Origin of the sequence: Hydrogeniiclostridium mannosilyticum (genome assembly GCF_003268275.1) — a bacterium.
In the GTDB taxonomy this organism is placed as follows: domain Bacteria; phylum Bacillota; class Clostridia; order Oscillospirales; family Acutalibacteraceae; genus Hydrogeniiclostridium; species Hydrogeniiclostridium mannosilyticum.
Window position 1 is genome coordinate 15,199 of the sequence record NZ_QLYR01000005.1, and the last position, 12,952, is coordinate 28,150.

Consider the following 12,952-nt stretch of genomic DNA (forward strand, 5'->3'; position numbering starts at 1 on the left):
CCAGTAAAATTGGTGGAAATAAGCGTCCCATCCTTCAAAGAGATATTTGAAGGATGGGCTTGTTTATGGTATGATAAGAGCAAACGTTGACGAAATCAGCCACAAATTAGAAGGTTAAACGAGGTGACAGAATGTATTTTGCCGACTTACACATCCATTCGAAATACTCCAGGGCGACAAGCCGGGAATGTGTGCCGGAATACTTGGATTTATGGGCAAGGAAGAAAGGCCTGGCAGTTATTGGAACGGGTGATTTCACCCATCCGCAATGGCGCAGGGAGCTTCTTGAAAAGCTGGAGCCGGCAGAGGAAGGGCTTTATCGCTTGAAGAAGGAACACAGCCTGCCGTGTAATATGGCCGGTGAACAGGATAGCCCTCGTTTTTTAGTTTCGGGTGAGATTAGCAGCATTTATAAAAAGAATGGAAAAGTACACAACCTGATTTTACTGCCGGATTTAATGGCGGCAGAAAAACTCGCACATAGGTTGGAAATGCTGGGGAATGTTCATTCGGACGGGCGGCCGATTCTGGGATTAGACAGCCGTGATCTGCTGGAGCTTATGCTGGAGGTCTGCCCGACGGGGATTTTTATTCCCGCACATATTTGGACGCCGCATTTTTCGTTATTCGGCGCCTATTCTGGTTTTGATACAATAGAAGAATGCTTTGAAGATTTAACCCCTCATATCCATGCACTGGAAACCGGTCTTTCATCAGATCCGCCCATGAATTGGCAGCTTTCAGCGCTGGACGGATATCGACTGGTCTCCAATTCGGATGCGCATTCTCCTGCAAAGCTAGCGCGCGAGGCAAATGCCTTAGAGACAGAGCGCACTTATCCTGCAATCGCGAGAGCGCTGAAGGAAGGGGATGGCTTTTGCGGCACGCTAGAATTTTTCCCCGAGGAGGGAAAATACCATTATGATGGGCACCGCAACTGCGGCGTGTGCCTGAAGCCTGGAGATACTGTCAAGGCACAGGGAATATGCCCGGTTTGTGGCAAAAGAATTACGGTGGGCGTTTTGCACCGGGTAGAGGAGCTGGCAGACCGTGCGGAGGGTTATCGTCCGTCTGATGCCCCGGCGTTCCGGCGGGTTGCGCCTCTTCCAGAGGTAATCGCGGCGTCTACCGGTATTGCGCCGGGGGGTGTAAAAGCAGCACGGCAAAGTGACGAGCTGCTTGCTAAAATAGGCTCGGAGCTTTATATTTTATTGGAGGCTCCGCTGACTGAGCTGGAACAAAAGGCGGGCCCTTGTATTGCTGAGGGTATTCGCAGGCTTCGGGTAGGAGAGGTACACCTTTCTCCTGGATTCGACGGAGAATATGGAAAGGTCGGCCTTTTGACAGCGGAGGAAATCGAGCGTTTTTCCGGGCAAATAGAATTTCAAGGGATGGGCAGACAATCCGGCATGGAAACGGGTAGGCCTGTACCGGCGCCTGATCGGGTGGAAGCATTACCCAGACTGGCGGGCAGGCGGCCAAAGACGACGGCGCATAGGGAACAGCTGAACCTCCAGCAGCTGGCGGCTGTACAGTCCAGGGCTGCGGAGATCGTAGTGACGGCTGGACCGGGGACTGGAAAGACAAGGACTTTGGTCCGGCGTATCTGCTACCTAATCGAAAAGGGAGTACGGGCAGAAGAGATTACGGCGGTAACGTTTACAAATCAGGCGGCTAAGGAGATGCAGCTGCGCCTGGAAAAGGAGCCGGAGACCCGTAAAATGGCAAGGGCGGTTACGATTGGTACCTTTCATAATCTCTGTTTACAGCTGTTAGAGCATATGGGAAAAAATTTTTCTGTTATAGGCGAGGACGAGGCAGCGGTCATAGCTGAGGAGGTAATCGGCCGCTTTGCCCTTAAAATGAGCGTCAAAGCTTTTTTGCAGCGGCTCTCCAAAAGAAAAAACCAGTTGGATATTAAAATGGATGCCGCATTGGAAGAGGCGTTTCAGTCCTATCAGGACACGCTGGCGCGTTATGAGGTATTGGATTACGACGATTTATTGTTAAATGTTCTTGAGGCTATGGAAAAGGGGCATCTGAAAACAGAGGAGCTCAAGCAATTTACTTATTTATTGGTAGATGAATTTCAGGACATCAATCCGGTACAGTATCAGCTTATTAAAAAATGGCATGAGGCTGGCGCTAACCTTTTTGTAATTGGTGACCCCGACCAGGCAATTTATGGTTTCCGCGGAGCGGATTCGGCCTGCTTTCAAACGTTGAAGGTGGATTTTCCGAAAATTGAAGAGATTCAACTTCTTCAAAATTACCGTTCTACACCAGAAATTATCGGATGTGCAGGCTCTTTTATTCAACGCCATAGGGAGGCTCCGTTCCTTTTAAGAGCAGAACGCCGGGACGGCGCCCCTGTTCGGCTTGTCTCAGCAGAGACAAGCCTTTCCAGCGCAATTTTTGTGGCCAAGGAAATTGCGGGGATGGTAGGCGGTATGGATATGCTGGAGGCGCACGCGAGCAAGAAAAGGAGAGGGGAACGAAGCTTTTCCGATATTGCTGTCTTATACCGCACAAATCAACAGGCGGCGCTTTTAGAGGAATGCCTGCAAAAGGAGGATATTCCTTATTTGGTCAGAGGGCGGGACGATTTTCTTTCAGATCCCGCTGTCCGCCGTGTAATCGCCTTTTTCCGTTTTTTATGTAATCCGGCCGATAGATTGGCCTTGCGTATGACGCTGGAGTACGAAGAGATCCCAGAGCGAGAGCGAGAATGGCTTCTGGAGCAATATTTAAACGTAAAAACACCCTCGGTAGCCGCCTATTTACAGCTGAAAAAGACTTCTGAAAAAGCGCGCGGCCTGGACGGCGGTCTGGAGGCATTTCGTCTGCGCTTAAAGAAGGATAGGGCGGAAACATTGGTAAAGGAAAGGACGGAAGAATTTTTAGGCATGAAGTGGCGCGAGCAGCTGATCGGTATGGCGGAGCTGTATAAAACGATGCCGGAGTTTATTCAAAATATCACTTTTGGAGAAGAGGGGGACCTTATGCGCGGTGGCCGCAGCTATTCGCCGGATGCGGTTTCACTGATGACGTTGCATGCGGCGAAGGGGTTGGAGTTCCCGGTAGTCATTTTGTATGGCGTCGAAAAAAACTTAATTCCGTTTCGCGCATACAGAGAAACGGATCAAGAAGAGGAGGGCCATTTATTTTATGTAGGAATGACCCGGGCAATGGACGAGTTGATTTTACTGCATACCTCTGAGCCCTCACCTTATATTCAAGAGCTGGATACAGCATATGTGGAAGTCGAACAGGCTTTGAAACCGAACCCGAGGATAAAACAGCTGACATTTTTTTAATAAGCTGGTAAGGCACGGGGAGTGAGATGATTTTCGTTTATAAAAGGTTGCCTCATTCAAAAAAGAAACAAATTTTGAATAGGTGTTTGAGCATTGATATTGCGCAATAAGTACAAATAAAAACCACCTCGCTGCAACGGCGTTAAGGCCGCTTACAGCGAGGTGGTTCTGCTTTCATCAGAACTCTGCGATTTTAATTAGTTGCCCATCATGCTGGCAACTTCCTCGGCAAAGTTATCTACTCTCTTTTCAAGACCTTCGCCTTTTTCATAACGAACATAAGCGGCGATGGAAATCGGCGCGCCCAGCTCTTTGCCAACTTCTTCGGTATATTTCTGAACAGACAGCTTGCTGTCCTTCACATACTCTTGTTCAACCAGGCAGACTTCCTTGAAATATTTTGCAACCTTGCCCATAACCATTTTTTCAATTACATTGGCGGGTTTACCGGTGCTGGATGCCTGCTCGGTAGCAATTTTCTTCTCGTTCTCAATAACATCCTGGGGAACAGAAGCGCTGTTTAAATAGAGCGGGTTGGCAGCGGCAATCTGCATGGCAATATTCTTGGCATACTCCTTAAACTCGGGCTTTGCAGCAGCCTCGTCAGTTGTGTCAAATTTAACCATAACGGCAATTTTACCGCCCATGTGGATATAATCAGTAAGAACGCCCTCAAAACGGTCAAAGCGGCGGATTTTAATGTTTTCGCCGATAACCAAAATCTTCTCCTTCAGCAGGGCATCGACAGTTTTATCGGTGCCGCTGGCTGTGCAGGCCAGCAGGGCATCCAGGTTGGCCGGGTTATTGTCGGCCACGGTCTGCGCGCAAACCTTTACGAAGGCCTGAAATTCTGCATTCTTGGCAACAAAGTCGGTTTCCGCGTTGACCTCAATAACAACACCGACCTTCTCGTTATTAAAAAGCGCGGCATAGGCCATACCCTCGGCAGCAATACGGCCTGCCTTCTTTGTGGCGGCGGCCAAGCCTTTTTCTCTCAGATAATCAATCGCTCCCTGAATATCTCCATTGGATTCGGTGAGTGCCTTTTTGCAGTCCATCATACCGCAGCCTGTCTTAGCGCGCAGGTCGGCAACATCTTTTGCTGTAAATGCCATTTACGTGTTCCTCCATTTCAAAATTACAATAGACTGGACCTCAAAAGGGAAGAGGACCAGTAAAAAACGTCCTTTAACCGGTAAAAGCACGCCAATGCTCCATTGACGTGCCTCTCCGCAATCAACCGTGTTATTCTGCGGTTGTCTCTTCTTCGTTCTCGTTGATTTTCGCTTCGGCTTCCTCAACGGCCTCGGTCTGGCCCTCTCTGCCTTCAATAATAGCGTTCGCTACAGTAGCGGAAATCAGCTTTACAGCACGGATTGCGTCGTCGTTTCCGGGGATTACATAGTCAATCTCATCCGGGTCGCAGTTCGTGTCAACAATAGCAACAATCGGAATGCCCAGCTTTTTTGCTTCGGCTACGGCGATTCTCTCCTTGCGTGGGTCAACAATAAACAGGGCGCCGGGGAGCTGCTTCATCTCTTTAATACCGCCCAGGAATTTTTCAAGCTTTTCGATTTCCAGGTTCAGTTTAACAACTTCCTTCTTGGGGAGCATATCGAAAGTCCCGTCAGATTCCATCGCCTTCAGCTGGTTCAAACGGTCAATTCTGCGGCGGATGGTGCGGAAGTTGGTGAGCATGCCGCCCAGCCAACGGGCATTTACATAATAAGCGCCGGCCCGCAGAGCCTCTTCTTTTACGGATTCCTGAGCCTGCTTTTTTGTGCCGACGAACAGAACGGACTTATTGTCCATTGAGACCTCACGCACAAAGTTGTAAGCCTCTTCCAGCTTCTTAACGGTTTTCTGCAGGTCAATGATGTAAATCCCATTGCGCTCAGTAAAAATATAAGCGGCCATCTTGGGGTTCCATCTTCTTGTCTGGTGGCCAAAGTGGACACCGGCCTCCAAAAGTTGCTTCATGGATACTACTGCCATTTTTTTACCTCCTTGGTTTGCCTCCACCGCGCTTGTTTTGGGGTGTGAAACCCGCGAAAGGGACCATCCACCCGGCGACGGCGTGCGTTTTCTTAAGAATTATACCATAATGTACATGAAAAAGCAAGGGGTTAATCGCCGCTGAATATTGATGAAAAAAAGCCCTTTTTCCGCCTGGGTTTATAGCATTCCTGATAATTTACCAGAATGGTGTCTTCACCAATGACCTCAATATCCTTCCAGCCGATGACAATGTCGTCCTCACGGCCCATAATACCGAGAAATTTTAACCGCCCATAGATGATAATGGCCGTCAGGCTTGCGGTGTTTGTGTCAATTTCAGCATCGCATACGGCGCCCAGGCGACTGCCGTCCTTCATATTAATGACCTCTTTATGGCGCATATCGCCAACCCTGCATCTCACGGAACAACCCCCCTCGAAATGAAAATGTAAGGCCGGGTGTAATGCGGAACCGGCCTGCTGCGGGCTATCTGCCCGGGGTCAGACGGAATATTTCCGGTAAAGCTTGGTCAAAATCTCCACATGGCTCTGTTCATCCAGAATAATTTGCTGAAGGGCTATATAGATTCCATCGTCTTGGATCTGATTCAGTTGGCGGCTGTATTTTTCAATCGCCGCTTTTTCAGACTTGATTGCCATCGAGATTAGCTTATGGGTTTCGCGGGCATATTTGTTGTAGCCAGGGCTCCAGTATACCATTTCACCGCGGCTGCCGGCACTCCACAGGCGTGGATTTTCACCCATCTGAAGTGCGATGTGTCCGAATGCCTGCATGTGCTGCATTTCCTGAACGGCAATTTGACGGAAGACCCCGGCAACCTCCTTGTGCTGATAGGCAACCATGGAATTATAGAGATACAGACTGACGGCAGACATTTCAGAGTTTCTGCCGCCGAGGTTGTCGAGCATCATGCGGCCGTAAAGGCGGTTGGGCCGGTTTGTTTGTATATTCAGTGCTTCCGCCGTCTCCTGTTCTTTTGCACGGTTGTTTTGCTCCATATCAATCTCCCCCTCTAAACTTATTTATATGAATATTGCTTTTTTCGTATGACAGGCAAAGAAAAGATGCGGACAGTCCTGTTTTGTTAAAATGCGTTTGTCACAGAATAAGGACCAGCTCCGGGGGAATATATCTGAACGGATTATGAAGTTAGGGCTTTACTTTATCCGGTCGATATTGTAAAATAAACACAATAATTGGTTTTCCTTACTTTGGAAATCTGCTGTTAAATAACGAATACGGGAGTGTTTTGATTGGAACCAAAATATAAGAGAGTCCTGTTAAAGCTAAGCGGGGAATCCCTGGCGGGCAAGCAGTCTTATGGAATCGACTTTGATACGGTATTGAAAATTTGTGAGCCAATCCGGCAAAGCGTTGCAATGGGGCTGGAGCTGGCGGTTGTTGTTGGAGGAGGCAATTTCTGGCGGGGGCGCTCCAGCGGCAAAATGGACCGCACCAGAGCCGACCATATGGGTATGCTTGCGACCACGATTAATGCGCTTGGCGTAGCGGATGCCTTAGAACAGCTTGGTGTTCCGGTTCGGGTTCAGACGGCAATTTCCATGCAGGAAATTGCCGAGCCCTATATCAGAAACCGTGCGGTCCGGCATTTAGAGAAGGGGAGAGTGGTTGTTTTCGGCTGTGGTACAGGCAACCCTTTCTTTTCAACGGACACTGCCGCGGCCTTGCGTGCAGCGGAAATTGACGCGGATATTATCTTGAAGGCAACAATGGTGGACGGTGTTTATGACTGCGATCCTAAAAAGAACCCCAATGCAGTCAAATATGACGAGCTGACCTATATGGATGTGCTGAACCGCAACCTTCAGGTTATGGACAGCACCGCCGCGACGCTGTGCAGGGACAACGGAATCCCGATCCTGGTGTTTAATATTGATGAACCGCAGAATATTGTAAAAGCTGTCTGTGGTGATAAAGTAGGTACGATTGTAAAAGAGGAGGCATAAAAACATGAAACAAGTTTTGGCAAAAGCAGAAGAGCATATGAATAAAACCGTATCGGTCCTTCAAGAGGATTATGCGGCCGTCCGTGCAGGCCGCGCGAACCCTGCCATTTTGGATAAGGTTATGGTGGACTATTATGGCGCGCCGACAGCAATCAACCAGCTTGCTGCAGTGTCTGTTTCCGAGGCGCGCGTACTGACTATTCAACCTTGGGACGGATCGGTTCTAAAGGCCATTGAAAAGGCGATTCAGACCTCTGACATTGGCATCAATCCGCAGAACGACGGCAAGGTTATCCGTTTGACGTTTCCGCAGCTGACAGAGGAGCGCCGCAAGGAGCTGGCGAAAGAAATTTCCAAAATGGCGGAAGAGAGCAAAATTGCTGTGCGCAATATCCGCCGGGATGCAATGGATAAACTGAAGACAATGAAGAAAAATTCCGAGCTGACGGAGGATGACCTCAATAAGGCCGAAAAGAAAACACAGGAGCTGACAGACCGTTTCTGTAAGGAAATCGATGCCATTCAAACAAAGAAAAACAAAGAGATTATGGAAATTTAAGGCGGGCTTATGGAAAATGCAACGACACTGGTACCGGACTTTCTGCCGCAGCACCTGGGGATTATTATGGACGGAAACGGGCGTTGGGCCAAAAAACGCGGGCTGCCGCGTCCAGCCGGCCATAAAGAGGGGGCGGCTAATTTTAAGCGCATAACCCGTTATTGCAGCTCCATTGGCATCAAATATTTAACGGTTTACGCCTTTTCAACTGAGAATTGGTCACGTCCGGCGGCAGAGGTGTCCGCTTTGATGGTACTATTCCGGCAGTATTTGGAAGAATCTCTCCGTGATTTTCTCAACGATGATATCAAGGTTCGTTTTATTGGCGATACCTCGGTGTTTCCTACGAATCTTCAGCGGCTGATTGCGCAAACCTGGGAGGTTTCCAAGAACAGGACCGGTATGGTGCTGAATATTGCCATGAATTATGGCGGCCGTGCGGAGATTACTCATGCGGTTCGTGCAGTTGCGCATAAAATTCAGCAAGGGGAGCTCGCCCCGGAGCAGATTACAGAGGAAATGATTGCGGATAATCTCTATACGGCCGGGCAACCAGATCCGGACCTAATTATCCGGCCCAGCGGTGAAAACCGGATTAGTAATTTCCTATTATGGCAGTCGGCCTACACGGAATATGTGGTAATGGATATTCTGTGGCCGGACTTTACGCCGGAAAATTTGAACTGGGCGTTGGCGGAGTTTGCCCGCCGCAATAGACGTTTTGGAGGAATTTAGGTGAAATCCAGAATTATCTCGGCTTGTACCTTGGTGCTGTTTATGGCAGCTGTTGTGATATTCAACCGTTCATTTCCATTGGCGCTCAATATTATGGTTGCTTGTATTGCCGTTTTAGCAATTTACGAGCTTTACCATGCGTTAGGGATGAACCAGCGGTGGTTTCTGTTGGGGCCTAGCCTGCTGTTCGCCGGTGCTCTTCCTTTTTTAGAGCCGGGCTTTTTTCTGGAGTTGACTTATTTTGCGTATACCGTTGTAGTTTTCACAGTGCTGATTATTCAGCACAAGCATTTTACTTTTCGTGAAGTAGGAATCCTTTACAGTATGACGCTCCTAGTTCCGACAGCGCTAAAGACGTTGGTTGCGGTCCGGCGTTATGGCGGCGAGCACGGCATGTTTTATGTGATCATTGCCATCTTTGCGGCATGGGTTGCCGATGTAGGTGCCTTTGTCGCGGGTAGCTTATGGGGAAAACATAAGCTTTGCCCCAACATCAGCCCTAAAAAAACGATTGAGGGGGCAATTGGCGGTTTTGTACTGGACATCGCAGCCATGCTGGTATTTGGCGCTGTTTTTCAGGCGGCGTTTTATTCTGTAATGGTTTCCTATCTGCCGCTTTTCATTATTGGCGCCGGCGGTGCGGCGCTTTCTATATTAGGAGACTTGAGCTTTTCACTGATTAAACGCAGCTGCCATATTAAGGATTTTAGTGAGCTGATTCCTGGGCACGGCGGTGTGATGGATCGTTTTGACAGTGTCGTGTTTGTTGCGCCTTTTGTTTTATTGGTGGTTCGTATGCTGCCAATTATTTGCTGATTTATTAAGCGCAGCTCATAATGGGGGCAGCGATGGCATATTTTTGAAATGGACGAAGTTTCGCTTGAATGATGTGGAATAACAGGGGAAAGATAATGAAACATTGTTTGACAATTTTGGGTTCTACCGGTTCCATCGGCACGCAGACGCTGGATGTCGTGAGAAAGCTGGGACTTTCGGTTTGTGCGCTGGCAGCAAATCGAAATATCTCTTTATTGGAAAATCAAATCAGAGAGTTTAAACCGCAACTTGTTGCGGTTTTTGACTTAGATGCTGCAAAACAGCTTCGCATTGCGGTGGCAGACACAAAAACGCGTGTTGTGCAGGGGAAAGAAGGGGTTCTGGAGGCAGCTTCATACGCCGCATCCGACCTGGTGTGTAATGCGCTGGTTGGCCTGGCGGGGCTGGAGCCAACGTTAGCTGCTATTCACGCCTGTAAAGATATAGCCCTTGCCAATAAGGAAACATTAGTTGCGGGTGGAGCTTTGGTTAAAAAAGAAGCCCGGAAGCAAGGAGTGACGGTATACCCGGTGGACAGCGAGCACTCTGCTATTTTTCAATGCCTGCAGGGATGCCGGCGTACGCAAGAGGTGCGTAGGCTCCTCCTGACTGCCTCGGGCGGCCCTTTTTTTGGCAAAAAACGAGGAGAACTGACGTGCGTTACTCCGGAACAGGCGTTGCGCCACCCGAACTGGAGCATGGGAGCAAAGGTTACGATTGACAGTGCAACGATGATGAATAAAGGGTTGGAGATCATAGAGGCTTCATGGCTGTTTGATGTCCCTGCCGACCGGATTGACGTGCTGGTGCACCGGGAGAGCATTGTTCATTCTATGGTGGAATATGCGGACTTTTCCGTGATTGCCCAGCTCGGCGTACCGGATATGCGGATTCCCATTCAATATGCAGTCACCTACCCGGAACGGGAGCCATCGCCGGTAGAACAGCTTGATCTGATCCGCTGTGGGAGCCTCAGCTTTTGTGCGCCGGATGAGGAAACTTTTGTCTGCCTGCGCGCAGCAAAAACGGCACTGAAACGCGGGGGGCTTGCTCCAACGGTGTTGAACGGTGCTAATGAAGCGGCTGTCCCGTTGTTTCTTCAGGGGAAAATTTCTTTTTTAGAAATTGGGGATCTGGTTGCTCAGGCGGTAGCCGGCGAAAAGGAGGACAGTAAGCCTGTGACACTGGAAAATATTCTGGAGGCGGATGCACGGGCGCGTCGCTTTGTGCTGGAGGCAATATAGGCATTTAATTTTATCTGTATGCGGCACAAGTATTTTTGAGAGGTGAAGGTATGCAGCAATTTCTCCTGATTGTGATTGCGGTTTTGTTATTTGGATTTATCGTGTTTTTTCATGAGTTTGGCCATTTTTTCATGGCAAAGCTCTCAAAAATCCGTGTCAATGAATTTTCGATCGGCATGGGGCCGAAAATTTTCCAATTTGGAAAAAAGGAAACGAAATATACGCTGCGCCTGCTGCCCATTGGCGGCTATTGCGCCATGGAGGGGGAAGACGGCGAAAGCCAGGAGGAAGGCTCCTTTGGGAGCCGCCCGGTATGGCAGCGGATCTTAGTCGTTGTGATGGGCGCGGTGATGAACATCGTTTTGGGTTTAATCCTAATGTTTATTGTTGTTGTTCAGCAGCCGGCCTTTGGCTCTACTACTTTGGCGGAGTTTGCAGAGGACTCGCCGACCCAGGCGGCGGGCATGCAGCTGGGAGATCAGCTTGTCAAAATAGATGGTTATAATATCAATTGCTACCAGGATCTAAGCTTTGCGCTGGCGACGGCAAACCCGGATGCCATAGATTTTGAGGTGGAGCGTGAGGGGAAGCGCCTGGTATTTGAAAATATTAAAATGAACAGTGAGCAGGGCGAAGATGGAAAACCGATTCTACGGCTGGATTTTAAGGTTGCCCGGATTGAAAAGAATTTTGGCTCTATCATCACAAAAACCTTTCAGGATACGGTTTCGACAATCCGAATGGTCTGGTTCAGTCTAGTAGGACTTTTGACCGGACGCTTTGGCTTTAATGAACTGGCCGGTCCAGTCGGCGCCGCTAGTGCGATTGGACAGGTGGCTTCAGCGGGACTAGAGCAGGGCTTCCTGCAGGCATTCAACAATATTTTATATATGATGATGGTTATTTCTGTAAACTTGGGGGTTGTCAACCTGCTGCCTCTCCCAGCTCTGGACGGCGGACGCTTGATCTTCTTAATCATCGAGGGTGTTCGCAGAAAGCCGATCAATCCCAAATATGAGGGTTGGATTAATGCCGCTGGATTTGTATTGCTGATGGCGCTGATGGTGATCGTCACTTTTAGCGATATTATGCGCCTAGTTACGGGCAGCGGCATTGGGTAAGCAAAATAAAGGCAGGCCCGGACAAGGTTGTCCGGGTTTTGTGCGTTGTTCGGCCATCTGAGGCCATACCTTATCAATAAAGAAGGAGACAGAATGAGAAAATCGCGGAAAATAAAAATAGGCAATCTGGATATGGGCGGCGGCGCCCCTGTCAGAATTCAATCCATGCTCAATGTGTGTGCAGGCGATATCGAGGGAAATGTTCAGCAGGCGGTGGCTTTAGAGCAAGCCGGCTGTGAATTGATTCGTACGGCGGTGCCGAATAAAGAGGCGGTGGCGTTGATTCCTGCGCTGAAAAAAGCAGTGTCCGTCCCGATTGTCGCCGATATTCACTATGATTACCGCCTGGCGTTGGATTCTATCGCTGCGGGGGTAGACAAGGTCCGAATTAATCCTGGGAACATCGGCGCAGAAGACCGCGTGAAGCAGGTGGCGGAGGCATGTAAACAGAACCAGGTTCCGGTTCGTATTGGCGTAAATTCCGGTTCAGTGGAAAAGTGTCTGCTGGAAAAGTACGGTGGCCCTACCCCGGAGGCGCTGGTTGAAAGCGCGCTGTATCACGCTTCACTGCTGGAGAAGTTTGACTTTGAAGATATTGTACTGTCCATTAAATCCTCCAACGTAGATACCATGATCAAGGCCTATGAATACTGCGCTCAGCGTTGTGATTACCCGCTTCATTTGGGTGTTACGGAGGCGGGAACCGAACGTATGGGGCTTATCAAGTCGGCGATCGGAATCGGTTCGCTGCTGCAACGCGGAATCGGGGATACCATCCGGGTCTCGCTTACGGCAGACCCGGTGCGAGAAATTGCGGCAGCACATGATATATTGATGGCGCTGGGCCTGGGACAGGGGGTACAAATCGTATCGTGCCCTACCTGCGGGCGGACGAAAATTGATTTGATTCAAATTGCAGATGAGATTGAAAAGAGGCTTGCGGGCTGTAAAAAGAATATTCGCGTAGCGGTCATGGGGTGTGCGGTGAACGGGCCGGGGGAGGCGCGGGAGGCCGATATCGGTATTGCTGGTGGGGATGGTGTAGGCTTACTGTTCAAAAAGGGTGAGATAATCCGAAAACTGCCGGAGGAACAGCTTGTAGATGCACTTTTAGCTGAAATTGAACAGATGGATGAATAAACTGGAAATTTACATGAGAGTTTGGAGCTTGGAA

The 12,952-nt window shown here is 49.3% G+C and carries 12 protein-coding genes; 8 read left to right on the forward strand and 4 right to left on the reverse strand.

Going from position 1 to position 12,952, the window contains the following annotated elements:
- Positions 1 to 131 precede the first annotated feature (131 nt).
- Positions 132 to 3,317, forward strand: a complete 3,186-nt coding sequence (locus DPQ25_RS08640) for a UvrD-helicase domain-containing protein (protein WP_112332773.1) — start codon at positions 132 to 134, stop codon at positions 3,315 to 3,317.
- A 197-nt stretch (positions 3,318 to 3,514) separates the two neighbouring features.
- On the opposite strand, the gene tsf is transcribed toward DPQ25_RS08640, so the two are convergent.
- The 4 genes from tsf to DPQ25_RS08660 form a co-directional block, all read right to left on the reverse strand.
- Complete coding sequence (gene tsf / locus DPQ25_RS08645; protein WP_112332774.1) at positions 3,515 to 4,432, reverse strand: translation elongation factor Ts; 918 nt, start codon at positions 4,430 to 4,432, stop codon at positions 3,515 to 3,517.
- Between the two features lie 130 nt (positions 4,433 to 4,562).
- A complete protein-coding gene (gene rpsB / locus DPQ25_RS08650; RefSeq protein WP_112332775.1) occupies positions 4,563 to 5,312 on the reverse strand; it encodes a 30S ribosomal protein S2 in 750 nt (249 codons plus the stop codon).
- 131 nt (positions 5,313 to 5,443) lie between these two features.
- Positions 5,444 to 5,737, reverse strand: a complete 294-nt coding sequence (locus DPQ25_RS08655) for a YlmC/YmxH family sporulation protein (protein ID WP_242978269.1) — start codon at positions 5,735 to 5,737, stop codon at positions 5,444 to 5,446.
- 78 nt (positions 5,738 to 5,815) lie between these two features.
- Positions 5,816 to 6,334 carry a ferritin family protein gene (locus DPQ25_RS08660; RefSeq protein WP_112332777.1) on the reverse strand — a complete coding sequence of 173 codons (519 nt, stop codon included), beginning with the start codon at positions 6,332 to 6,334 and terminating at the stop codon, positions 5,816 to 5,818.
- A 255-nt stretch (positions 6,335 to 6,589) separates the two neighbouring features.
- Between DPQ25_RS08660 and pyrH the strand changes: the two genes are divergently transcribed.
- The 7 genes from pyrH to ispG all read left to right on the forward strand — a co-directional run bounded on the left by pyrH (position 6,590) and on the right by ispG (position 12,918).
- Positions 6,590 to 7,303 carry a UMP kinase gene (gene pyrH / locus DPQ25_RS08665; protein ID WP_112332778.1) on the forward strand — a complete coding sequence of 238 codons (714 nt, stop codon included), beginning with the start codon at positions 6,590 to 6,592 and terminating at the stop codon, positions 7,301 to 7,303.
- A gap of 4 nt (positions 7,304 to 7,307) precedes the next feature.
- Entirely contained in the window at positions 7,308 to 7,862 is a 555-nt protein-coding gene (frr, locus tag DPQ25_RS08670) for a ribosome recycling factor (RefSeq protein WP_112332779.1), read from the forward strand.
- Between the two features lie 9 nt (positions 7,863 to 7,871).
- A complete protein-coding gene (locus DPQ25_RS08675) occupies positions 7,872 to 8,597 on the forward strand; it encodes an isoprenyl transferase (RefSeq protein WP_112332780.1) in 726 nt (241 codons plus the stop codon).
- Complete coding sequence (locus DPQ25_RS08680; protein ID WP_112332781.1) at positions 8,598 to 9,413, forward strand: phosphatidate cytidylyltransferase; 816 nt, start codon at positions 8,598 to 8,600, stop codon at positions 9,411 to 9,413.
- Between the two features lie 95 nt (positions 9,414 to 9,508).
- Positions 9,509 to 10,657 carry a 1-deoxy-D-xylulose-5-phosphate reductoisomerase gene (locus tag DPQ25_RS08685; protein WP_112332782.1) on the forward strand — a complete coding sequence of 383 codons (1,149 nt, stop codon included), beginning with the start codon at positions 9,509 to 9,511 and terminating at the stop codon, positions 10,655 to 10,657.
- Between the two features lie 50 nt (positions 10,658 to 10,707).
- Entirely contained in the window at positions 10,708 to 11,778 is a 1,071-nt protein-coding gene (locus tag DPQ25_RS08690; protein WP_112332783.1) for a M50 family metallopeptidase, read from the forward strand.
- A gap of 93 nt (positions 11,779 to 11,871) precedes the next feature.
- Entirely contained in the window at positions 11,872 to 12,918 is a 1,047-nt protein-coding gene (ispG, locus tag DPQ25_RS08695) for a flavodoxin-dependent (E)-4-hydroxy-3-methylbut-2-enyl-diphosphate synthase (RefSeq protein ID WP_112332784.1), read from the forward strand.
- Positions 12,919 to 12,952: the final 34 nt, after the last annotated feature.